This window comes from Raoultibacter phocaeensis, assembly GCF_901411515.1.
Taxonomy (GTDB): domain Bacteria; phylum Actinomycetota; class Coriobacteriia; order Coriobacteriales; family Eggerthellaceae; genus Raoultibacter; species Raoultibacter phocaeensis.
Map to the genome: position 1 here is coordinate 994,084 of NZ_CABDUX010000001.1, position 23,707 is coordinate 1,017,790.

Below are 23,707 nucleotides of genomic sequence, written 5' to 3' on the forward strand. Positions count from 1 at the left end.
TTGTTCCCGCTACCTTCCCGCGCCCAACCCTTACGAAGCCGCCTTCTTGCTCCTGCTTCCGCCTGAGCGCTTGGGCTTGGGTTTCGTTTCCTTCAAGCTTGCGGAAAGCGCATCCATGAGGTCGATGACGTTCGAAGGCTTTCCACCGGATTCCTTCGGTGCCACGACCTCTTTGCCCTCGATCTTCTCCTGGATGAGGTCGCGAAGCTTTTCTTGGTATGTATCCTTGTACTCCGAGGGGTCGAACGGCCGCTCGAGCTGTTCCACGAGATTTTCGGCGAGCGTAAGCTCCTTGTCGGAAATCTCGGGATGCCGTTCGGTTTTGGGCATGTCGCGGATTTCGCTTTCGTAGAACAACGTGATCAGCGCAAGCTCGTCGCCGTAAGGAACGAGCGCGAACAGGTCTTCGGAGTTGCCCATCACGGTTGTTCCGATGGCCACCTTGTTCTTCTCGACCATCGCGCGGCGCAGAAGTTCCAGTGCCTTTTCGCCGCCGTCCTGTGCGACCACTTGGTAGGATTTCTGGTAGTAGATAGGCGGGATCTCGTCGCGGTCGGCAAACTGATCGATGGCGATGGCCTTGTCTTTTTCGGTTTTGATCGAGTCGAGCTCTTCGTTGGTGACGACGACGTATTTGCCCTTCTCGTACTGATACCCCTTCACGATGTCCTCGGGCTCGAGCTCGCCCTTGCAGCTCGGGCACGTTTTCACGTACCGCACGCGGCTCATGCTTTCTTTCGCGAGCTGGTTGAAGCGGATTTCCTCTTGCCGGGTTGCGGCGTACAGCTCCACCGGTATGTAGACGAGGCCGAACGCGATAGCGCCCTTTTTCGATGCGGCCATGTCGGTCACCTGCCTGTTCGGTAGGGGATAGGTAGGTTGATCGTAGCATTGCGTGCGCGTATGCGCAGTGCGTCGTACCGAATGGGAGCGATGCTGTTGCCGGATGGATACATCGAGGCAGGTTGATGCTTCCCTTCATGCGTTTGGAAGCCTTCGGGCGATGCTTCACTTCGGAGATACGGGAAGCCTTCGGGCGATGCTGTTCGAACAAAAGGAGGTGACATGTGGTCTGCGTGTTCCCGCGTGCCTTGATCTTGGCACAAAATTGGAGGTTGGGGGTGCGGCAGGATTCTTGGACTGCTCAGGCCGCCAGCCCGAGCCTCCTGCGGCGGCCCTCGATGGTCTCGCAGGTGGCCTTCTTCCCGTTCTCCCTGAACGTCTTGAGGCGGCCGTCATTGTACCACGTGATGTAGCGCGCGACGGCCTCGAATATCTCGGCGACGGGCGCCCCCGCGCGCACGAGCGAATGGAACGCCTCGACCTTCGCCCGGCCGAAGAAGCCCTCGCACGCCGCGTTGTCGGGGCTGTGCCCCTTGCGCGACATCGAGCGCACGAGGCCGGCCCCCTCGCACAGCGCGATCCACCCCTTCCAGCGGTAGTGCCCGCCGCGGTCGGAGTGGATGACGGGACGCTGGCCCTCCCGAAGCGTCGCTATCGCGTCGGCGAGCGTGGAGTTCGCGAGCTCGGCGTTGGGGCTCTCCGAGGCGCGCCAGGCGACGACCTTGCCGTCGAAGCAGTCGACGACGGCGGACAGGTAGCACTTGCCGTCGCGCCCCCGCATCTCGGTGATGTCGGTGAGCCACAGCTCGTTGGGCGCGTCCGCCGAGAAGTCGTGCCTCCCGTGCTCGCCGAGCAGCAGGTTCCCGGGCGCGTCCGACACCTCGCCCGCGTACGAGCTCCATCTCTTCTCCGACCTGGAGCACCGGGCGACGAGCCCCTGGCGCGCCATCGACTCGCGCACCCTGCGCTCGGGCGCGCGGACGCCGCCGGCCTCCAGCGCCGCCTTGAGGCGGCGGTAGCCGTAGATCCCGCCGTTCTCCGCGAAGGCCGCGGCCACGGCCCCGTCGAAGCCCCCGTCCGTCATGCCGGACGGGCTATCGAGCCTCGCCCGGTGGTAGAGGTAGGTGCTCTTCGAGATTCCCAAGAACGTCGAGATCCGGGCCAGGGAGCACCCGCAGTCCCGCCTCAGCCTCTCGCCTAACCCGACGAGCCGCCTCTTCGACAGGCTCGCCGGGCTTGCGGCTTTTGGGTCGCGCATCAGCTCCTTGTAGACGCTCACCTCGAAGAGCGCCTCCTCGAGCTCGGCCCGGAGGGCCTCGATCCGCCTGTCGTCCGATCCCGCCGCCTGCCCCATGCCCGGCTTCGCCCCCTCGTCCTCGCGCGGCGCGCCCTCCGCGCCGGTCTCGGACATGATAGCGCTTTTGCGGGCCTTCCTGCTCCAGACCGATATTATGCTCGCTTCGGCGATGCCGAGGCGGCGGGCGATGTGCGCGGGCTTCTCCCCGAGGCCGTAGAGGCGGACGGCCTCCGCCTTGGTGGCCTCGGGGTAGCGGGAGTGGGGCGCGTGCTCGGCGCGCCCCTTCACCCTGGGCATCTCCGCCGGCAGGGAGCCCTCCTCGGCCTGCTCCAGCCACCGCCTCAGCGACTCCCTGGACGGGGTCCCCCATTTCCGCTCGGCGGCGCGGGGCGTGAGCCCCTCGGCCCACATCGTCTCGACGTAGCGGACCTTCTCCCTTTCCGTGTACATGCGGCTCCCTCCTCGCGGCCCCCGCGGGGGCCGCTCGATCGGTCGTGGACCGCCTGCCGGCGGTCCAACTTCCTGCCGCACCTCCGGTTTGACAATTAGGGAATATCATGCATTTGAGTTTTGATGATTTTGAATTTCGCCATCAGGCATTTTATACGCTAAAAGTTCAGAAAGTATTATGTATCTCACTACATAATTGTCAAACCTCGGATTTTGTGCCCGAATCGGGAAACTCGGGAACAGAAAGCGCATCTCAAGAGTGACATAGCACCAATCCCGTGCACAAATTGGCTATCTCGGGAACACGCCTTTCGTATCACAACCAAGACGCAGCGTCATGCAACCAGCATGTTCCGTGAGGTGAATCTGCGACCTCCGTCGGCAGTATCCTCTGAGTCGTGCCTTTCCAATGCGGCGGGGTGGGCTTGGCAGGTGCGCCCCACCGGAAGTGGCGGGGCGCTACAAGAAAGCACCACCCAACCGCGCCATGCAAAAGCAGCTCAAAAATCAGACCAGTCAAAACCCGTCCGGCAGCCGCCGGATGAAACCTATTTCGCGATGGGGAAGTACACCTCGGTGACGTAATCCTTCGGATCGACTTCGGGGCCGCCTTTCACATACGAGTCGAACGGACTGTTGGCAACGTGATAGCCGTTCTCGTCGATCCATTGCATAAGACCTGCATAGATTGCCGTGAACGCATCCGAATCGTAGGGTCCGACGAGCGTCGAGCACGCATGCAAGCCACCAGCGAGCTCGCGAGAACCCGGCGTGCCCGCAGCCACGGGAAGGGCAACTTCAATATCGGTGTGCTCAGCGTTGAAATCCTCGTCGTGATAAAAGGCCATCGGACCTCCGAGCGGCTGGAGGCCCTTCTTCCCTGCTGCGGCATACAGTTCGCCGAACAACTCCTGAAAATCTTGCACGCTGATGTTCTTGCGAATGCCGAAGATGGTTTGCGGTTCGCGTTCGACGGTGGTTACCGTGATGTTCTGTTCCATGATATCTACATTCCTTTCGAGTTTTTCAATGTCCTGCTCCATACGACGCAGCACGCGTTCGGTTTGGTCGCGTTCGCTTTCCATGAGGCGCTGCTTTTCAACGAGCTTTTGGGAAAGGGCAGTACTATCGGGATTGGCCAAGTGCGCAGCGATTTCAGGCAGCGAGAACCCGTATGCCTTGAGCCGAAGGATCAAGCGCATCGTGCGGATTTGGCCGACTGTGTAATAGCGATACCCGTTCTCGGCAACGTGGGCAGGCCGCAAAAGCCCGATGTCGTCGTAATGGCGCAGGGTTTTCTTCGTTACAAAACAAGTCCGGGAGAACTCTCCGATTGTCAACATAGGCTAGCCGTCTTTCATGCTTGGTCGAACGTTCGAGCTTCAGTATGGGGTATGCCCTAACGGGAATGTCAACGGGGGATTTATGGTTAGTGATAAATTGATATGTTAATTATTCTAACAACTTGCTATAAGGATCGCTAAGAGTGAGTATAATTGTAAGCGATTATCATCAAAAGATGGAGCTGTAGATTGATCCAACTTCACACCATTCGGTTGCGCTATTCACCGTTGGATGTGTACTCTTTATAAGAAGGCTAAACTTAGTTAGCATAATCATTTACTCTACTTTCAGCGGTTTCATTAACTGCTTTTACGAAACAAGCATCAGTGGTTCGATGCGTGTTGCAGAGAGAAGACCAAATAGGAACAAGCCAACCGTCTGACCACTCTAGGCAAAATAGTCCCTCATAGACATCAAGATCTCTTCCCCCATTTTTGATAGAGCTTTCGTATCCTATCGTGCCATTTTGTGGAATTATTGGTATTGTCCATTTATCGTGCATTGATCTTGTTGCAGGAACTTTATATACAAACGACCCATGTTTTTTTATTTTTTCGAATAGTATCAGAGAAAGGCAAAAGAAAGCGCCGAATGACAGTACCATAAGAATTATCCAGGTGAAGTCAATGGCTATTCCGTAATTATTAACTATTTTATTAGAAACAATGATGCTGCCACTTTGGTCTACGCCTTCGGCAACACTAGTTATTTGCAGTATAACTACTAAGCCTAGTGCTAATAAGGATGAGGCAATTATCATGAACGCAGAAACCCACATCCATTCTTCGCTATGGCTGGTTCTTAACGTTTCCCATACTGACATTAGTCCAGCAAATGTTATCGCAGCAAAGAAAGCCGCAATATATTGGAAGTTATTGAATAAATTGATGAGCCCAACGTTACCCTCCGAACCATCGCTATACATATATGATACACCAGCGTATGTAAGGAGGGCGAATGATAGTGCCGAAGCTATGCACAATGACTGCAGTGCTCTATGGTCTCTATCCTCGTATTCAATCCTAAGAGCGGCATTGCAAAAGCCCCTTCCATTCTTGATATAGACACGAGAATTCTTTTGGTCGTAGCGATTGGTCATGGTCATTTTGGAAGCAATGAAATGCTTAGCTCTATCAGGGTCCGTACTTCGTAAGTTAGAGCCGGTAAAGTATGAGCCTTCGGGACCTGAAAATGTGAGATGGTAGCTCTGCGCTCTATCTGCATTTCCTAGATTGTAGTAATAAACCAACCTATGTTTGGTAAACTGCCTTTTGATCCACATAACAATCAGTCTTTTTTTATTATCTGTTTCACGAACTAGGGGAACAAGAGGGGTGTTGCGAATCACTGTGAGTGAACATTCGAGATTTGGATCAGCTAATTCTGGAAAAGCGGAGTGCTCGTTTCCTTGATAATGTTTTCTTATTATGGCTCTTACGCAAACTGGCTTAACTCTTTCAAACATTAACAATAGCTCCTCAAGGATGGCTTGTGTTTCACAGTCCAGGTCAGAATCAACAATTGGTGAACTGGTGTTTGGTAAATCATTCATTATGAACGCAGCAAATTCCTTTGCTTTATTTTGATTTGCTCCAGAGCAATTTCCTTCTGTACAAAAAAGACAAGACAATGATTCAGCTAAAACATCTTCCGTTTCGGCATCATTGAGCCGATATAGCGGATTGCCGTCAGTGTCAATAAATTCTAATTCCGAGGTCAGTTCTTTCTTGCTTCGAAGGACAACAGGGATAATTATGCTATTTCTGGATGCACTATCTATAGGTATGCAAATGTCCATTTTTGATTTAATACGGTAGAAACCTCTAGAAGGAGATATATCCTCGTGTAGTCTTTTTGTATAAACCGCTGGCCTCATCAACATTGACAAAAAGAAATCCACATCGTGCGTTTTCGAATTATCGCCAGTAGCGCAAGCGCAGTGATGCGATGCTAGGTTTACGGCATCGTTCAAGGGCCCTTGAAAGTGTTTTTTAAACTGTTCCTCCTCGATTACTCTTGAGAACACCCACCTATTGACCTGAGACACTTCGTGCACATAGGCCCATACTGCGAGCAAGGAAAACCCAATTAACAGGCAAACTGAAAGAACAAGAAACCAGATCGGCTCGTTACCATCGCGTATGTGCCAAAGAATAGTGGCATAAAGGTATATACAGCACGCGACCAATGAACAAAGAGAAACCAAGATTGGTTCCCGCCATTTTAGATAGCTATTGGTATCATTTATTCTTTTGTTCAGAATTCTTCGTGCAAGCAACGCCATAAGCGCTAAAACGCAGAGAAACAAGACTTGAGGTAATAATGTTTCATAAAGCCATATATTAGTAAGGATCAAATATATTATGATAATTAAAATAGCAAAAATTAAGGAAAAATAAGAGCTATTTTCGCGGAACTGATCTGCTGTAAAAGATTTTTTCCAAGCCGATAAAAGAATGGTAGTAAGAGGAGAAATTGTTGCTCCCATTCCCGAATAAACTACGAAAATCCCCCAATCGAACATGCCGTTAATGACAATACCAGTAAAAACAATAGAAGGGCCAACCAATTGAATTAGACAAAATGGAATGATTGCTTGCCCCACAATAACCCCTTAGCGATCGACAACTAATAAGCTATATATTACCAGTAAAGTCAACGAATAACATTAAAACAAACACTTAATGGCATAATGCTATGTATAGGGTGTTATAGACTAACGTGCTGTCTAAAACAGCTTCTTCCCGTTCAAAACCGAGATGCCACATTCTTTGGCGAGGCTGCTTTGCTTGAACGGGTTGACCTTCTGCACGATGCCGTCACGCTTGAACAGCGAGCCGGTGTTTTTGAACCAGAACGTTTTATCTGCCTCTGTACATTGATCTCGGATGGCGAGCACCCACTCGTAATCGCAAACCCGTGCCTCGCGGCTGGTTTCGCCCCCGACGGTTACGTGATCGACCGCATCCAGGTACGGCCTTAGGTCGATCGGACCGAGAAGGGGCGAGCACGCGATGAAGCGCTTCTTGATGGGATGCGAAACCAAGTGGGGAAGACGCGCATCGGCCATCTCCTGGTTTTCGACGGAACAGCCGATGGTGACGTTGTCGTACCCGTTTCCCCAATCGTCGGGAAGCGAGACCTCGAAGCGCTCGATGCGTTTGGTGAGGATGAGGAACTCGAGATCGGGGCGCTCGCGCATCATGCTCCAGGCATCGATGCGCCACTCGTCGGCTTCTTTGAGGAAGAAATCACTCGCAAAGCACGTGATCACGGTTTTCCCGCCTGCGATGCGGGGGGCACCCTTTGCGTTTCGGGCGATTGGCTTGTCGAACTCGGCGGTTTTTGCAATCGTGTTCTGGCCGTGCCGCTTGGAGTAAGGGCCGTAGTAGAAACAGTACGTGCAGCCTTCGCTTGTTTGGTGGCAACCAGTCCAGGGGTCCCAATTCATCGGCAGAGCCTTTCTCGTATCAGCAGGCATCGGCATTCCAGCATACGCGACTTGGCTTTGAAGGGAAGCCCGCACGCGCATGCCGACAAGATCACCTGATTGTTCGGCTTGAGGCGGATTGCAGGGCTGCGAGGGCTACAAGGGTGCCGCGTCGTCACAGAATCGCAGCTTCCACAACCGTGGGCGCAGGTTCCGTGCGTGACGCTCTAGGGATCTTTGCCACAGAATCGCAGCTTCCACCACCGTGGGCGCAAGAGTCCAGTTCTATGGAGACCTGCTGAAAAGCTGTACTTTCTGCTGGTCGAACGAGGAGACACGCTTCGTGTCTTGCGCGTTTCGGCCTCCTTCGCCACAATGAACGAAGAAAGGGGGCACGGTGGAGCTTTCCGAAAAACTTCAATCCCTGCGAAAGCGGCAGGGGCTTACGCAGGAGCAGGTGGCCGATCGCCTCTACGTGTCGCGTACGGCTGTTTCGAAATGGGAGACGGGAAACGGATGCCCCAATCTCGATTCGCTCAAGGCGCTTGCCGCACTGTATGGGGTGACGGTTGACGAACTGCTCTCGGGCGATGAGCTCATCACGCTTGCGACAAAGGAGAACCGTGCGAATCTCGAGCGCACCCAGTGTCTGGTTGCGGGTCTGCTCGACATACTGGCGCTATCGTTTGCCTTCCTTCCCCTTGCGGGAATTCCGGAAGGATCGTTCGTTCGAGCCGTCTCGCTCGTCGAATACTATGAAGCGACGGGCTTTACCGTTGGGTACTTCGTTCTCCTCGGAACGTTGGCGGCAGCAGGCGTCGTCGAGCTAGTTGCCGGTGCCTTCGGCAGCAGCCGCATGCGATCCAGAAGCGCCGCAGCCTCGCTCGGCATCCAGGCGGTGGCGATCATGCTGTTCGCGGCATCGAGGCAACCGTACGTAACGGTGTTTCTGTTCATATTCTTTGCCGTGAAAACAGCTCTGCTCTTTGCAGCCCACAGAAATCCAGTGAGACGATAAGCGCCTGACGAGGCGTTCGCCCCGCATGGTGTCGCCGTGCGCGTCGATTCGCGGGCATGCGACACGAATCGGTTCTTGCCCTGCGCGCAGCAATGCGAAACTCTTGCAACGTGAAAGCCCTGGGTGCGAATGTGCCCCAGTGGCGAATCGATGGAAGGAGTTTCCGTATGGAGCTTACCGCGCAAGCCCTATGGCTCAACATGGCGTTTGGTCCTTTTGACTACGCCGTTTTGCAGGTGCTGCATCACCTTGCAGAAGCGGCCGGATGGGTGCTTACGCCGTTTTTCGGCCTTATCAGCTTGATTGGAGAAAAGGGCGTAGTGTTCTTCATACTCGGCATCGTGCTTGTCGTGTATAAGAAGACAAGAGTTTGGGGCCTGTGCATGCTCGCGGCTGTATGCATCGGCGCACTGCTCACGAACATCATCCTGAAAGATCTGATCGATCGACCGCGCCCGTTCGTTGACGAGGCGGGGGCTTTTTACGCATGGTGGCAGTACGTGGGAGCTCCCGAAGAATCAGGAGGATCGTTTCCCTCGGGGCACGTGACCGCTGCCGCTGCGGCGATGACGGCGCTTGTGCTTGCGGGCGGTCCCCGATACCTGTGGGCCGCCGTGCCAACAGTCGGCGCGATGGCCCTTTCGCGTCTGTATTTCATGGCGCACTACCCATCCGACGTGATCGCGGCAATGATCGTCGGTGTTGTGGCGGCGGTGCTCGCGTGGTTGCTGGTGCGTGCTGGTTGGTCGTATCACACCAGACGATTGCCATCGCACGCGCGAACCCAGGATGCCGACTGAACAGAGGGGCTCTCACTCAATCCCGAGTATACAGAGTTCACGCGTCTGACCAGCTTGTCCGTCTAGCCTCGAAACGCGGATTATCTGCGGAAGCGGAGGTAGGCCGCAGCCAGCGCGAGCTCCTGTCTCCATAACGCCGCCCGCTTCCTCTGCGCGTGCCAATCTGCAATTAGGCAACGGGCAATCTTGCTGGCTTACTGTTCTTGTCTCGATGGCTGCATGGCTGACGTTGCAAAGCAGCGGATAGAGATGAAATATTATCTGAATTTCGGTCAAGAAAGGCGCATGTAAGGTTATAATCCATTACCATGCGGGCGTGGTTCAATGGTAGAACTTGAGCTTCCCAAGCTTACAACGCGGGTTCGATTCCCGTCGCCCGCTCCATATGCAGCCGGATAGCCCCAAGCGGGGCTATTTTTCTTTCTCTCGCCCGTGTGCGTGTGACTCTGTACCGTGGCGTGCCTCCGCGATCAAGGATCCCACTTCGGCAAGCGATTCGGCGGTTCCTTGCATCATGCGGTAATAGCTGTATACGCAAAAATAAAAGAGGAGGATTCCGCCGTATGCCGCGAGAGCTTCGGGCCGCACCTCAGTGAGGCCGATTGCAGCAAATAAACCGAGGAACAGCGGAATGCCGACCACGCCGAATATGTCGCTCGCCGTTTTGTAGTGAGCGTGCGCAGCGCGCAAGGCGGCTTCAAGCTTGAAGCGATCCTGCTCGTCAAGCGATTCGAAGGCCGCGCGATACCGTTCGTCGTAGCAAGGGACCGCTCCAGCTAAAAGACCGCTGCTGAGCGCCGTCGCGCGTATCCACGCGCTCACCTTCATGGTGCGGGCTGCTTCGGGCATCTTCTCTATCAAGGTTGCTACGGTTTTTTTCACGGGCGTTCCTTTCGCGGTCGGGCGGAAGGATTCTACCACCTCGGGCAATCCAGCCTATTCGATTCGCGGCCTTATATCGTAATCTCATACCTAAAACCGTATCCAGCCTGTTTTCGCCGTGTTGCCCATCCCGTAGTAGAATGCCTGTTGTAACCATGCACCGCGGAGCTGTGCGCTCTGCGTGCGGGGGCTTTCGCCTCCCGCCAAACCGACAGGAGCATCTCATGCAACGCCGCTTCGATACCTTCATCTTCGATCTCGATGGGACTCTGCTCGATACGCTCCCCGACCTCGTTGCGCTGACGAACCGGGCGCTTGCCGATTCGGGCTTTCCCGCGCGGACCGAAGACGAGATACTCAGCTTCGTCGGCAACGGGGTCCGAGCCCTGATGGATCAGGCCGTTCCGCTCGGAACCGAGCCGGCGGCTGCAGAGGCAGCTATGCAGCTGTGGCGCGAGCTGTACCCAGCTTGCGGCATCGAGCTCACCGTAGCTTACGACGGCATCGCCGAGTTGCTTGCCGAGCTTAAGGCGCGCGGGAAAAAGCTTGCCGTGCTCTCGAACAAGTTCGATCAAGGGGTGCGCGACCTCATCCCCCTGTTCTTTCCCGATACCTTCGATGTGGTGCACGGCGAATGCAAAGACATTCCCCGCAAGCCCGATCCCGCAGGGCTGCTCCACACCATCGAAGAGCTCGGGGCGAACCCGGAAACGACGGCGTACGTGGGCGATTCGGGAAGCGATATGCTCACCGGGCATCGCGCGGGTGTATTCGCGATCGGTGTTTCCTGGGGATATCGCTCCGTCGATGAGCTGCAGCAAAACGGTGCGCTCGCAATCGTGCACGAGCCGGCAGAAATCCTCGCGTTTGCGTAGGGCGAGCATGCGTACTCTGGGCAGTGCAGCGGGGTCTCATATGGAAGCACCGTCCCGTTCACGTGGCTATTTTATGGGATTGTGCGTTCGATGGTAGAATAGTAAGCTCGGAATCGGCATGCTCGTTCGGTGTCGAGTTGCATACCTAGGAGTTTGTACATGGCATCACGGAATCCTCAATCGAACCGTCCGCCGCGTTCTTCGCATACACCGCCCTCGGTTCGCGCCGCCCGTTCGGCACGCGCCGCTCAGTCGGGGCGCATCGCTTCTAAGTCGGCCGCGCAATCCTTTGCCCGGCAAGACCCCGATACCCCGACGAGCCATCAGGCGTATCGCTCGGCATACACGCCAGGTTCGCAAGGCAAGGGGGCAAACAGCGCCTATGCTCGCCAAGCCCCTGCTTCGGGTCAGTACTCCCGCAATAACCCCCAGTATTCGAAAGCGGCAAAGAAGAAGGGCCGCGGGAAAAAGATAGCCATCGGCGTGGTATGCACGCTGCTGGTCTTGGTGTTGGGTGGAGGCACCGCCATGGCGCTCTACGTCAACAACATCAACAATGCGCTTCAAGGCGATAAGAGCGAAGAAGAGAAAATGGCCATTCAGGACGTGCTCGCTCCGAAAAAGAGCTTTAACGAGCCGTTCTACATCATGCTCATCGGCTCCGATGCACGCGAAGACAGCGATGAGATGGGGCAGCGCTCCGATACGAACATCGTTGTGCGTGTCGATCCGACTACGTGCGTGGTGAGCCTTGTGTCCATCCCCCGCGATACGATGATCGACATCGATGGGTACGGCAGAAACAAGTTCAATGCGGCGTACAACTACGGTGGTGCAAGTGCAACCATCAAAGAGGCCAACCAGCTTCTCGGCGTCGACATCTCGCACTATGCTGAGATCAACTTCGAGAAACTCATCGAACTGGTAGATGTGATCGGCGGTGTCGAAATCGACGTGCAGGATCGAATCAACGATCCTGATGCCGGCCCCGTTATCATCGAGGCGGGGCTGCAAACGCTCAACGGCGAGGCGGCTCTCGTATACGCGCGCAGCCGCATGTTCGTCGACGGTGATTTTACGAGGACCACGCACCAGCGCGAGCTGATCGAAGCCATCGTCAAGAAGGTGCTTTCGTTGCCGGTGACCGATCTGCCCGGCGTCATCGAGAAGGCTGCCAGCTGCGTGACCACCGATTTATCGGTGTCGGACATTATTGCGCTTGCGACGCAATTCCAAGACCTTGGCAAGCTCACCATGTATTCCGCTATGGTTCCTACAGCCATCGTGCCGTATCTGATCGATGGAGTGTCCTATGTCGTATCCGACGGCACGTCGCTCGCGGAGATGATGAAGCTTGTCGAAGCAGGGGAGGATCCGAGCGTGATCGATCCTGCCCCTGCTTTCGATGCGTCCATGATTCCCTCGGGTCTCGGGGGAGGCGAGCAATCGTATAGCAACAGCTACGACAGCTACAGTTACGAAGATTATTCGGGCAACGATTATTCGTACAACGACGGCGGAGGCTACCAGGATTACGGCGGAGGATCCGGTTACCCCGATCAGGGCGGCTCTGGTACAGGTGGCAACGATTATTCGGGTGGTGACGATTCGAACGGCGGATCATCGGGCGGCGGATCGGCAGAAGGCGGCGGCGCGGTCGAACAACCGAGCGGTTCGTCAGGCGATGCAGTTGCAAGCGGCGGCGACGGAGCAGGAGTCGCGAACGCTGCTTAAGCTCGTATCGCGCTGTTCTTACTGTAATTGTAATCTTCGTGTAGCAAACCCCTGGTATTACGGACGAAGAGAAACGCCCCCGACACTCGGGGGCGTTTACTGATTTCGAGGTTTTGTGCCTAAATATAATATACTGAAGGACCTGTTCCCTCTTCTTCCTTCCACTGGTGTCCGTTTTTGCTCATGATCAGCTTGCTTACTTCGCTCTCGGGATTGTTGATATCGCCAAAGAACCGCGCTTGACCAGGACAGGATTCGACGCAGAAGGGAAGCTCCCCGGTGCTAACTCTCCCGGCACAGAAATTGCATTTGGTGGAGAGGTTAGCTTCTTCGTCGACGACGGGCATTGAGTAAGGGCATGCAGCAACGCATGTGCCGCATCCTATGCACACTTCAGCATCGTTGGAGACGATTCCCGTCGATTCGTCTTTTTGCATGGCTCCCGTGGGACAGTTGGCAACGCACGATGGTTTTTCGCAATGGTTGCATACGAGCGGACGGAATGAAAGACGGACGTCTGGAAATGTCCCGGTCGCTTGATAGAGAGTGTCCCCATCAAGGCTCTCGATGCGGTTCCAGTAGCGATCGCCTGTGATTTCGTTGCATACCTTGCAGCTGACCACGCACGTTTGGCAGCCGAAGCAACGAGTGGTGTCGATAACCATGCCGTATTGAATGTCGCTCATTGTTCTTCCCCCTATGCTTTTTCGACTTCAACGAGCACATCGTATAGTGCAGCGTTTGACTGGCTGTAGAATTCTTCCGCTTCGTTTTTCTTGTAATGTGTCAGATATTGATAGTTGCCTTCGATGAAATGGTCAGGCGTCCATCCATGGGGTATGGCAACCGAGCCAGGGACGATCCCCTCGGTCAGAAAAGCTCTTACTTTGCATTCGCCTCTGTCGTTATACACTCGTACGACGTCGCCGTGTTGTATGCCACGTGATTCGGCGTCCTTCGTGTTCATCTGAAGCTGCGGCTCGGTTCCTACTGCTTTAAGCGAATCGGCAAGCATATGCTGGGTGTGAATAGTGATCCTATCGTGATATTGGAGAAAGACAAGAGGATACTTTTCGCCCAGTTCGCCATGAGGATCTTCGTGGGGCGGGCGATACGTGGGAACGTGAAGGCCGAATTGAGCAAGAGAATCGGTATAGAACTCGAAGCGCCCTGAGTCGGTTAAGAACTTTTTGTCACCCCAGTTGAAGACTGGTTCGAAAATACCGTCCTCACGGCCGTAAATGCCGTCTTCCTTGAAGGTTTCAAAATCGAGATTCTTTACTCCTGGGTGATCGCTTGTGACGAATTCGCGGATCCACTCTTCATCGGTACAAGGCCAATATTCTTCAACGCCGACTTTCGGGGCGAGCATCGTCATGATTTCGCAGTCTGTCTTGCTTTCGCCCAAGGGAGCGATATGGGGTTGATTGAGTTGAATCCACGGTACACGATCGTTAATGTCCCAGGATTCCCAATTGGTGGTGGCGGGGAGGACGATGTCAGAGTATTTTGCCGTCATGGTCCAAAACGGATCGCAGGTAACGATAAAATCAACGGCAGGAAGAACCTCGTCGACAATCTTATGCAAATCAGGACTCATGTTGACGAAGTTGGAGGTAGCGAACCACAGAAACTTGACTTTCCCCTCAATAGCTTTATCGTAAAACTCAGAAGTCTTGTGTTCCAGGTTTCCTACTTGCACTGCCGATAGGTAAGCGGGTCCTCTACTGTCCCCACCTGTGTCCATCCACCTTTCAAAGTTGAGCGCACTTCCTGTGTAATCGACTGGTTTGAGGGGGTTTCCAATGCCCTGAGAGTAGATATGGCTTGCCCCACCGCCGCTTTTACCAATATTTCCGCAGATGGCAGCCAGGGTTCCTACGGCTCTGAAAGGGAGGAACGAGTAATTTACGCGCTGGATTCCTTGCGTCATGCGAATACCCGCGGGTTTTGCGGAAGCGTATTCATATGCAAGCGTTTCTATCGTATCTTGCGCAAGGCCGGTGATAGCGCTTGCCGTTCCCAGGTCATAGGCAGCAACTTCTTTAAGCAGATCATCAAAAGTTGGATGACAGGCAACGCCATCGACGACAAACGAGCCGCTCAATGCGAGGGTGCTTTCGGGTCCCGAGGTTCCATCGTCGTTTCCTCCTGCGTCAGCAGGATCGATCTCGATGGCTGCGTTCGCTGCGGTATCCCAAGCAACGTATGTTCCCTCGTTGGGATGGAGATACTCCCCGGTCGCGTCATCGACAAGCAAGGGCGCGCATGAATAATTTGCAAGCCAAGTTTTGTCGTGAAGATCGTTCTCGATGATAAGCTTCATCATCGCTAAAGCGAGAACGGGGTCCGTTTGGGGTCGGATGGGGACCCATTGGTCGGCCATGGCGGCAGTCGAGCTCAACCTAGGGTCGATGACTATGAATTTCGCTCCGTTCTCCTTTGCGTTTAGCAGATACTTAGCCTCGGAGGTGTGGGTGTCCATAGAATTGCCGCCCCACCAGATGATAAGCTCCGAATTCATGTAGTCTCGCGTGTCGTGGCCGGCACGTTGTGCCCCATACATCATGTCCATGGCAACGGAAGCTCCGTGGTCGGACATAATCCCCTCCACTGTCCAAATGGCGGCTCCTAAGCAATTCGCCATACGCATGGGCGATTCCCATGCGAGTTTTGCCATGTTGCCGGTGAAGTAGTAAAACGTCGCAAGCTTCGGATCTTCGTCGAGAACGGCATTGAGTTTTTCAGCGATTGTATCGATCGCCTCGTCCCAGCTGATGCGTTCGAAGTCTCCTGAACCGCGCTCGCCCGTACGCTTCATGGGGTACATGGTGCGTACCGTTTCGTCTTGAATGCGTTGAATGTATGAGATGCCTCGCAAACAGCAGTTGGCGTAATCAGGGCGACCGGGCATTTGCCCCGGTTCGATTGCGACGAGTTTGCCGTCACGGATCGTTCCTTGCAAACTGCAGGCCGAGTTGCAGTTGTACGAGCAGAATCCATGAACGATTCGCTGCTCTGCAGCGTCGGATTGCGCGGTGCCGGCGTTTTGCTCTGGAATTTCGCTAGCGCAACCCGCCATGCCCGTTCCAAGCACCGAGGCAACTGTGATGGTGCCGACGCCTTTGACAAAGGTTCGGCGTGACAGCTTCCCGTCTTTATGAAAATATTCAAATCCCCTGCTACCCATATTTCTTGCTCCTTCCCTCTGCTTCCATACCGTACTTCGGTGCAAAGAAGCACCCAACCGAAGTAAAGGATACCGACAGAAAGAGAAAGCTTCATCGCTAGATAAGGTTCTTGAGCAATCCTGAAAAACTGTAAAACAGGATTTCAGAAAAGGCGGAATAACCAGTCTGACTTCATGTCAGAATTTCTCCAATCTACGTATAATAAGAAAGGGTATATCTCGAAAAGGAATTGCGTCGGTAGGGCTTTTGTTTTCTGCAAGATGCGTCCTTTTTGGCTGATATGGGGGATGCAATGGGAAAAAACAGTACGTACGAGGTGGATCCTGGCAAAGCCATCGACTTTAGTCCGAAATCACTTGAAACGTTCGAGTATCGTCCTTCTCCAAGTTGCTTAGAGAAAGTAGCTTATGCCGAACAGGGGCTTGCGCGTCTTGACGAACGGTTGCGGTTTCACGAATACAGCGACATCGTAAGCGGGTACCTGATGGATCTCGACGCGGTAGCTTCAGGGCGTATTTCGGGGGAACGAGTTTCCCTACGTGATCTTTTTTTCTGGCATTTCTTTTTAACGCTATCGAACGCAAACAAAGAAATCCCCGAATTTATCGAAATCAACCGTCCCGATCTCTCTGCTTCCTATGTTGAGGGTTACAGAAAGAGCCTTTCTTTCCTTAAGGCTCATAAGGGCGAAATGGATCTCGCCTTCTTGCTTGAGGTATACGAAGGTCTCCTTCCGGCAAGCGACAAGTCGGGCCTTCGGACGAGCGGGGTGTCCTTCGGCGAGAGTGGACAAAAAGGAATTGATCTGTACGAGCCCGCTCGTCCTGACGAGGTAGCTCTGCTTTTGAAAAACCTTTTAGATTTCTGCACCGTCTCTTATTCAACGCCTCTTGTCCAAACGGCTCTTGCACATTTTAGATTCGAAGCGATCTATCCTTTCGAAAACGGATCAGATTACATGGGGCGCCTTCTTTCACACGCGGTGATCATGAATCGAGGGCTTGAATCGCATGTTGTCGTTCCCATCGGCATGTACGCTGCAATACATGTTGCCATGCACTCAAACAATCTTTTTCCCTACAAGGCAAAACGGCAGCAGAGCCAGCATTTTGTGAACCGTGCCGTCGAAGACTTTCTAAACGGTTGCTGCGTCTGCGCTGACTATGCCGTAAGCATTTCGCTCAAGCTTATCGGTGAGATCCAGAAGATCACGAAAAGATGGGATTCGATGCTTGGCAGGGTGCGTCCGGATTCTGCACTAAAGATTGTCATGCACGCCATTCTCGCCATGCCGATATTCAACGCAGACTACTTGGTAGCTGCTACGGGAAGATCTTCTACTGCTGTCAATACCGCGATTAATCAGCTGATCAGAAGCGGCGTTGCAAGGCAAATCAGTACAGGAAAAAGAAACAGGCTATTCGAAGCTCCGGATATCATAGCCCTATTCGATTGGATTGAAACCAGCATGTTTCCAGACGACGCACCTTGTCGCGATGATTTTTCATATCAGAGCGTTTCTTTTCAAAACGGCTGAGATAATCGCATCGTCTTAGCGTTTTCTGATCAGCCGCTTAGCAGCTCGAAAATACTTTGTTCAGTCCCCGTACCCGTTCGGGTTCTTCGACTGCCAGCGCCAGCTGTCTTCGCACATGCGGTCGAGGTCGTACAGTGCCGTCCATCCCAGCTCTGCTTCTGCTTTTGCCGACGAAGCGTAGTTTTCGGCTATGTCGCCCGCGCGACGGGGCTTGATCTCGTAGGGCAGCGATTTGCCGCACGCCTTCTCGAACGCATGGATCACGTCGAGCACGCTCGTACCCGTGCCGGTTCCCAGGTTGAAAATGCCCACGCCGTGGCGCGTGCCGTCGCCGTCGGGCTTGCCCTCGATGCTTCCGAGGCCGATGGCCGCGCCGGTTCCCACCTTGCCGCCCATCCATTCGAGCGCTTTCGCATGCCCGCGGGCGAGGTCGACCACGTGGATGTAATCGCGCACGCCCGTACCGTCGGGCGTGGGGTAATCGTCGCCGAAGACGCCGATCTTCTCGAGCTTGCCAGTGGCTACCTGCGCCACGTAAGGGAGCAGGTTGTTCGGAATGCCCTTGGGGTCTTCGCCAATGAGGCCGCTTTCATGCGCGCCGATAGGATTGAAGTAGCGCAGAAGTACGATGTTCCACTCGTTGTCGCCGATATAGAGATCGGTCAGGATCTGCTCGAGCATGCTTTTCGTCTGGCCGTAGGGATTTGTGGCCTGGTGCTTCGGGCAGTCTTCGGTGATCGGGATGAACTCGGGATCGCCGTATACGGTGGCGCTTGACGAGAACACGAAGTTTTTGACGCCGTGGTTGCGGGCTACTTCGCACAGCACAAGCGTCCCGGCGATATTGTTCCAGTAGTACTCGAGCGGCTTCTGTACGCTTTCGCCTACCGCTTTGAATCCGGCAAAGTGAATGATGGCCGCGATGTCGTTTTCGGAAAACACCTGTTCAAGCGCTGCGCGATCGAGAATATCCGCCTTGTAGAACGCAACGCGCGCATCGTCGGCACCCGTGATCGCTTTGATGCGCTCGACCGCCTTTTCGCTCGAATTGCTCAGGTCGTCCACGATAACCACGCTGTACCCCTGGTCGAGCAGCTCGACGCAGGTGTGGCTGCCGATGAAGCCGGCGCCGCCGGTTACGAGGACGGTAGTGTCTCGAGGGTCTTTCGCCAAGCTCATGTGTGCCATGGTGTTCCTTCCGCACGATCTCATCTGCGATTTCGAATGGGATCATAGTAGCAGCCTCGCGCTTGCCGTGCCACTTCGACAAAAAACGCCCACGGTGAAGAAATCTGTTCGAAACCATGCGAGGACGCTCTCATCACGTCCGTATTTCGAGTGCATCAAAGGGCATCCGAGACTCCCGCGATAGGCTCACGGCTCTTTTATTGTATTCGTGCAAGATTATTCTTGATACAGGATAAATAGCCTTGTATACTGCGTACCAGTAGACCGGTATCCTTCCTTTCTACTCGTCTTGCAGGAACCGCCATCCCCCTGGTGGTTCCACTTCGTCCAAAAGGAGCCCTTCCTCGGGGTTCCTTTCTTTATTCTCAAGCCCTGTTGCAGCGTCGTGCCCGAGGTTCGGATTGTCGTTGGGTTGACGGCACCGTGAAAGCTCGGTGCTTTTTGGCCGCGTACGAGATCGGGTAGCTATAATACGTAAGACGATTCAGCTCGCGATGCCCGGAAGAGGACAGCTCGCATCGCATACAAGCTTATGGTTGGAGGCCTTCATGGCAGAAGCGATACAGTTCGGAACCGACGGCTGGAGAGCCATCATAGGGAAAGATTTTACCGACGAGAACCTCGTGCGCGTCGCCGATGCAGCGGCAACGGTCTTCAAGCAGGAAGCGCTTGCAGCCGGCTACCCAAGCGAGAAGCCCGGAACCATCATCATCGGCCATGATTGCCGGCGCGATGCGCACGCGTACGCGCAGCTCGCCGCCGAAGTGGTTGCCTCGCACGGCTTTTGCGTGAAGCTGAGCTCCGATTACTGTCCGACTCCCACGCTGTGCTGGTCGGTCAGCCAAGACGCCGATGCAGTGGGTGGCATCGTTCTCACGAGCAGCCACAATCCCGCCGAGTACCTCGGCGTGAAGCTTCGCATGGCAGACGGTGGCGCTTCTTCGAAAGAATTCACCGATCGCGTGGAAGCGGCGCTTACGGCCGAGCCGACCGAGGCGCGCGGAAGCTATACGGAAGTCGATCTCGTTTCACCCTATCTCGAAGCGCTCAAGAACCGCGTCGACCAGGACGCTATCAGAAGCGCCGGCTTGCGCGTGGTGGTCGATCCCCTGTACGGCGCAGGGCGGAAGTACCTCGCCGGCCTGCTTGAGGATCTCGGTGTCGAAGTCGTCGAGATCAACAACGCCGAGGATCCGACGTTCGACGGGCTGCATCCCGAGCCCATCCCCCCGTGGGTCGACCGCGGCATCGCGAAGGTCACTGAACTCGGCTTCGATGCCTGCTTCATCAACGACGGCGATGCCGATCGCATCGGTGCGGTGGACGAGAACGGTGTTTTCGTGAACCCGCACCGCATCATCGCGCTTCTGGTTTCCCATCTTGCCGAAGACAAGGGCGAATCGGGCAAGGTCGTTTCCACCATCACCGCATCGGCCATGCTCGCGCGTCAGTGCAAGCGGCTCGGCCTCGAGCTCGTGAGCACGCCGGTGGGTTTCAAGTGGATCTATGCCGAAATGGAAAAAGGCGGCGTCATGATAGGCGGCGAAGAATCGGGCGGCATCGGCATACCCTCGCATGTTATGGAGCGCGATGGCTTGCTCATGGCCCTTTTGCTTGCCGAAACCATGGCACAGCGCGGCATGAGCCTCGGCGCTCTCGTCGACGATATGTTCGAGAAGATCGGCCGCCTCGAGTTCGCGCGTCGCGGGTTGTCGCTTTCCCAGGGGCAGATGGATGCCTTCCGTACCGACATCATGCCCGTGTACGAAGCTGATGAGATTTGCGGCAAGAAGGTTGTCGGTGTCGATCGACGCGATGGCGTGAAGTTTTTGCTCGAGGGCGATGCGTGGGTGATGATGCGCCCCTCGGGTACCGAACCGCTTGTGCGCGTATACGCCGAAGCCGCCACGACTGACGAGGTGAACGAACTGCTCGATGCCGCCGCGCAGATCGTCGGCGCTTAACCGAGGTCGATGCCTAGAAGCGCACCGGTCCAGCTCGGGATCGGTGCGCTTCAAGCATGTTCGTCCGCTTGAGGTTGCCTTGCAGAAACAAAGCTCCCGAAAGAGCGCTTCGCGTGGGCGTTTTGGTGCTCGATCGCCAAGTAGGTGCAAAAAATTGGCTGTGTTAGACCACTGTTGACAAGAACACTTGTACCAAAAAGGCTCTCCAACTATACTGAAAGTTATCAGACGACCAGTAAGGAGAAGAGCCTATGCTTGAGATTCTACACCAACTTTTGCCCCAGCTAACCCGCGCTGAGAAAATCGAGATGCTCGCCCACCTAAAAGAAGCCATTGCCGAAGAGCTGATCGTTAGCTCTGAAGGCAACGGACCTTCCGTTTGTCCGCACTGCGGCTGTGCGCGCTTCACCAAGAAGGGCCATGGCCGCTCAAGAGAACAACGATGGCTTTGCGGCGGCTGTGCGCGGACCTTTTCCGGTGCGACCAAAGGACTGCTGGCAAACTCGAAGCTCAGCGGAGGGGCGTGGATGAGCTTTGCCGCATGCATGGTGGATGCATTGAGTCTTCGGGAGTCTGCCAAGCGTTGCAATACCTGCCTTTCCACCGCCTGGTTCATGCGCCACCGCCTTTGTGAGGTGATGGCGAAAAGACTCATGCCTTTTCGTGTCGGGAAAGGGTCAACCTGCCAGATCGATGAAACCATAGTCAATGAGAATCTCTCGGGGAACTGGACCAGATCAGGGTCTGTTTCGCTACCGAGAAAACCCCATAAGCGGGGGAACGCCATACATGTTTCGGGGTCGTCCAGGGAAAGGATCAGCATCTTAACCGGCATCAGTGACCGGGGAGACTGCTTCTGCGAGGTGTGCTGTCGGGGCAAATCGAGCATCGAAGATATCGAGGCGCTCCTAAAGGGCAAGGTCGAAAAAGGGGCCATCGTATCAAGTGACTGGGATGCAGCTTACCCCAAAGCCTTGGCATCGATCGGTGCGGGGCATAGGCGTTATTGCACATCATCGGGTAAGGGGTATAAGATCAACATGGTCAATGCTCTCCATTCACGCTTGAGGGATTTCCTATTCCCGTTCAAAGGTGTTTCCACAAGGCGCCTTAAACATTACCTTGACTGGTTTTGCTACGTTGAGCAATTCAGGAAAAGCGATGCTGACCGTCGTGAGGTGCTGTACTCAAATGCCATAAGCGGAACATACGAGACGACCAGAAGGAACTATCCTTCAACTCCGTTTCCCTTCGGAGAGTACTGGAATATGTCAACAGTGGTCTAACACAGCCAAAAAATTACGGTTTGGTAAATCGCAAAGACCCCGTTCCGCGTTTTTGGTCGATGGCGTTGGGCTTTTTCCCAGGTCGGAGAAGTCGATCCAAGCCTTGCACTTTATATGTGCCTCATAGACCACAATGCGCGTTTACTAAACCGTAATTTTTTGCACCTATATGGGTTTTCCACACCAAGAGCATCTGTCGCTCGTATCCGGATGCCAAACAAATTTCGCAGGGTGCGAAAGACGTAAAGCGCGGAAGGCGTGAAGTGGGCATGCCCCACCTGGCATGCGGTAGCTTGTCGCCCGCATGCAAGCGCTTGACAAGCCGTACGGGGATGAGAGAGGCGGTTTCGTACCGCTTTCCATCGTGCAAAGTTTCCCGATGAGCCCCATTGAAGCCAAAAGGAGATGCAAGTCCGTTATGAGTCGAGCTTGGGCAGGCGTTTGAGCAGGCCCCAGGCCCGCTGCTTTTCTTCAGGCGTTTCGAGCATGGCGGCGAAATCCGCAAACGCAACCACGTCGCGTCCGAGCAATCTGCTCTTGTCGGGTGTGGCGATGGGCGTTCGATACGCTCGCGAGCAGGCATCTGCCGCCCCCGCATCGGTGATGACCAGCGCAAGCGGATCGAGGCCCTCTACAACCGAGAATACATCGGCATCGGAAAGCAACCCGCACGCCGCATCCGCCTCGGCATGAAGTGCGCGCGCCGCACCCGCATCCGAAAGGGGTCCGCACGCCGCCCCCGCATCGGTTTCACCCCGTGCCCCGTCGCGCATTTCGGTGCCCTTGCGTGCATTCGCATCCGAATCGCGATCGCCCTTGCTATTCGAATCGCCTCCAAGTACGAGAAACGTGCACGCGGCGCTTCCGTATCCGAGCGCTTTTGCGGAGTTTGCCAAGGCGGTTCTCGCTGCATCGGGCAGGGGTGCGCTGCTCACCACGAGCACAGGGCATTCGTACGCTCCCTGAAGGCGGGCGCCGAAGCGCTCCCATGTTTCGGCAAGCGAAACCTCGTACATGTTACTATTTGCGGAATTTTTCACACCGCTCCTTGAAGTTCTCGAACTTTCGCCGTATAAAGAACCATAATAGCAAGAAAGAACGGATGTCGGAACAAGATGCGATCCACCCGTCATCCGTCCAAACAGAAGGGACAGCGCCATGTGCACCAACGGAGTCAACGTTTCCCAATTCAAGATGATGCTCGAGCAGATGGACGACCAGGTGGCGCTCAACCGCCGCTGGACCCACAAGCTCTACCATACCGCTTCCGATGCCGAGTACGCCAAAACCGCCGAGACGCTCAAGGAGATCCAGGGGCTGCTCGACGAGGCACGCGCTCTGCTCACCGATGCGCAAGACGCGCTCGACAAGGATGCGAGCAGCGCGAGCGGCGTGACCGTCAACCTGGTGTAGCCCATGAGCAACGACCTCATGCGGTTCTCGGTTGCGATGCCCGAGGATCTGCTCGTGCGCTTCGACCACCTCGTCGCGCGCCGCGGCTTGGCGAAGAACCGCAGCGAAGTGGTGCGCGATCTCGTGCGCGATGCGCTCGTGGAAGATGAATGCGCCACCCCCGGCGTCGAGGTGGTGGGCACGCTCACCATCGTGTTCAACCACCACGCGAGCGACCTGCAGGACAAGCTCCACGCGATCCAGCACGAATTTTTCGACATGATCATCTGCTCGACGCATGTGCATCTCGACCAGCATAACTGCCTCGAGGTCATCGTGCTGCGGGGAGAGACGGGCGTGGTGCAGGATGTGGCGAACATGATCCTCGGCACGAAAGGCGTGAAGAACGGCCGTCTCGTGGTAACGACGACGGGCCAGTTTATCTGACGAAGCCCGCCTGCGATGCCCCGGCGGGT

General features: G+C 55.2%; 19 protein-coding genes and 1 tRNA gene. 10 read left to right on the top strand and 10 right to left on the bottom strand.

All coding sequences use genetic code 11. The annotated features are described in order from the left end of the window. Positions 1-30: 30 nt before the first annotated feature. The 5 genes from ku to FJE54_RS03945 all read right to left on the bottom strand — a co-directional run bounded on the left by ku (position 31) and on the right by FJE54_RS03945 (position 7,385). Positions 31-843: a non-homologous end joining protein Ku gene (gene ku / locus FJE54_RS03925; RefSeq protein ID WP_139651429.1), complete on the bottom strand. Its 813-nt coding sequence runs from the start codon at positions 841-843 to the stop codon at positions 31-33. Between the two features lie 301 nt (positions 844-1,144). Next, the gene (locus FJE54_RS03930) at positions 1,145-2,590 is read right to left on the bottom strand and encodes an IS3 family transposase (RefSeq protein ID WP_139651430.1); all 1,446 of its coding nucleotides are present in this window, start codon (positions 2,588-2,590) and stop codon (positions 1,145-1,147) included. Positions 2,591-3,138: 548 nt separating this feature from the next. Then, on the bottom strand, positions 3,139-3,933 hold the full coding sequence (locus FJE54_RS03935) for a MerR family transcriptional regulator (RefSeq protein ID WP_139651431.1): 795 nt from the start codon (positions 3,931-3,933) through the stop codon (positions 3,139-3,141). A gap of 260 nt (positions 3,934-4,193) precedes the next feature. Next, positions 4,194-6,539, bottom strand: coding sequence for a hypothetical protein (locus FJE54_RS03940; RefSeq protein WP_139651432.1), 2,346 nt, complete (start codon positions 6,537-6,539; stop codon positions 4,194-4,196). A gap of 123 nt (positions 6,540-6,662) precedes the next feature. Further along, positions 6,663-7,385, bottom strand: coding sequence for a DUF5131 family protein (locus tag FJE54_RS03945; protein ID WP_139651433.1), 723 nt, complete (start codon positions 7,383-7,385; stop codon positions 6,663-6,665). A gap of 376 nt (positions 7,386-7,761) precedes the next feature. On the opposite strand from FJE54_RS03945, the gene FJE54_RS03950 reads away from it, so the two are divergent. The 3 genes from FJE54_RS03950 (at position 7,762) to FJE54_RS03960 (ending at position 9,566) form a co-directional block, all read left to right on the top strand. After that, positions 7,762-8,382, top strand: a complete 621-nt coding sequence (locus FJE54_RS03950; RefSeq protein ID WP_139651434.1) for a helix-turn-helix domain-containing protein — start codon at positions 7,762-7,764, stop codon at positions 8,380-8,382. Positions 8,383-8,549: 167 nt separating this feature from the next. Continuing rightward, positions 8,550-9,182, top strand: coding sequence for a phosphatase PAP2 family protein (locus FJE54_RS03955; RefSeq protein WP_180326550.1), 633 nt, complete (start codon positions 8,550-8,552; stop codon positions 9,180-9,182). Positions 9,183-9,492: 310 nt separating this feature from the next. Continuing rightward, positions 9,493-9,566: transfer RNA gene (locus FJE54_RS03960), tRNA-Gly, on the top strand. Between the two features lie 27 nt (positions 9,567-9,593). Here the strand turns inward: FJE54_RS03960 and FJE54_RS03965 are convergent. Further along, the gene (locus FJE54_RS03965; RefSeq protein ID WP_139651436.1) at positions 9,594-10,010 is read right to left on the bottom strand and encodes a hypothetical protein; all 417 of its coding nucleotides are present in this window, start codon (positions 10,008-10,010) and stop codon (positions 9,594-9,596) included. A gap of 278 nt (positions 10,011-10,288) precedes the next feature. On the opposite strand from FJE54_RS03965, the gene FJE54_RS03970 reads away from it, so the two are divergent. Further along, the gene (locus tag FJE54_RS03970; RefSeq protein ID WP_139651437.1) at positions 10,289-10,939 is read left to right on the top strand and encodes an HAD family hydrolase; all 651 of its coding nucleotides are present in this window, start codon (positions 10,289-10,291) and stop codon (positions 10,937-10,939) included. Between the two features lie 159 nt (positions 10,940-11,098). Beyond that, on the top strand, positions 11,099-12,673 hold the full coding sequence (locus FJE54_RS16385; protein WP_305001717.1) for an LCP family protein: 1,575 nt from the start codon (positions 11,099-11,101) through the stop codon (positions 12,671-12,673). Between the two features lie 119 nt (positions 12,674-12,792). On the opposite strand, the gene FJE54_RS03980 is transcribed toward FJE54_RS16385, so the two are convergent. Then, positions 12,793-13,359: a 4Fe-4S dicluster domain-containing protein gene (locus FJE54_RS03980; protein WP_139651438.1), complete on the bottom strand. Its 567-nt coding sequence runs from the start codon at positions 13,357-13,359 to the stop codon at positions 12,793-12,795. Positions 13,360-13,370: 11 nt separating this feature from the next. Continuing rightward, positions 13,371-15,863 carry a molybdopterin-dependent oxidoreductase gene (locus FJE54_RS03985; RefSeq protein WP_139651439.1) on the bottom strand — a complete coding sequence of 831 codons (2,493 nt, stop codon included), beginning with the start codon at positions 15,861-15,863 and terminating at the stop codon, positions 13,371-13,373. 293 nt (positions 15,864-16,156) lie between these two features. Between FJE54_RS03985 and FJE54_RS03990 the strand changes: the two genes are divergently transcribed. Next, complete coding sequence (locus FJE54_RS03990) at positions 16,157-17,401, top strand: Fic family protein (RefSeq protein ID WP_180326551.1); 1,245 nt, start codon at positions 16,157-16,159, stop codon at positions 17,399-17,401. Between the two features lie 60 nt (positions 17,402-17,461). Here FJE54_RS03990 and galE read toward each other — a convergent pair whose 3' ends face one another. Further along, positions 17,462-18,589 (bottom strand): UDP-glucose 4-epimerase GalE, encoded by a 1,128-nt coding sequence (galE, locus tag FJE54_RS03995; RefSeq protein WP_139651441.1) that lies wholly within the window; start codon positions 18,587-18,589, stop codon positions 17,462-17,464. A gap of 548 nt (positions 18,590-19,137) precedes the next feature. On the opposite strand from galE, the gene FJE54_RS04000 reads away from it, so the two are divergent. Together FJE54_RS04000 and FJE54_RS04005 are read left to right on the top strand one after the other, a co-directional pair. Further along, the gene (locus tag FJE54_RS04000) at positions 19,138-20,553 is read left to right on the top strand and encodes a phosphohexomutase domain-containing protein (RefSeq protein ID WP_139651442.1); all 1,416 of its coding nucleotides are present in this window, start codon (positions 19,138-19,140) and stop codon (positions 20,551-20,553) included. A 251-nt stretch (positions 20,554-20,804) separates the two neighbouring features. Then, complete coding sequence (locus FJE54_RS04005; protein ID WP_139651443.1) at positions 20,805-21,839, top strand: IS1595 family transposase; 1,035 nt, start codon at positions 20,805-20,807, stop codon at positions 21,837-21,839. A 416-nt stretch (positions 21,840-22,255) separates the two neighbouring features. Here FJE54_RS04005 and FJE54_RS04010 read toward each other — a convergent pair whose 3' ends face one another. Next, positions 22,256-22,879: a hypothetical protein gene (locus FJE54_RS04010; RefSeq protein WP_139651444.1), complete on the bottom strand. Its 624-nt coding sequence runs from the start codon at positions 22,877-22,879 to the stop codon at positions 22,256-22,258. A gap of 118 nt (positions 22,880-22,997) precedes the next feature. On the opposite strand from FJE54_RS04010, the gene FJE54_RS04015 reads away from it, so the two are divergent. Together FJE54_RS04015 and nikR are read left to right on the top strand one after the other, a co-directional pair. Continuing rightward, positions 22,998-23,252 (top strand): dynein gamma chain protein, encoded by a 255-nt coding sequence (locus FJE54_RS04015; RefSeq protein WP_139651445.1) that lies wholly within the window; start codon positions 22,998-23,000, stop codon positions 23,250-23,252. Positions 23,253-23,255: 3 nt separating this feature from the next. Then, on the top strand, positions 23,256-23,678 hold the full coding sequence (gene nikR / locus FJE54_RS04020; protein ID WP_139651446.1) for a nickel-responsive transcriptional regulator NikR: 423 nt from the start codon (positions 23,256-23,258) through the stop codon (positions 23,676-23,678). Positions 23,679-23,707 lie beyond the last annotated feature (29 nt).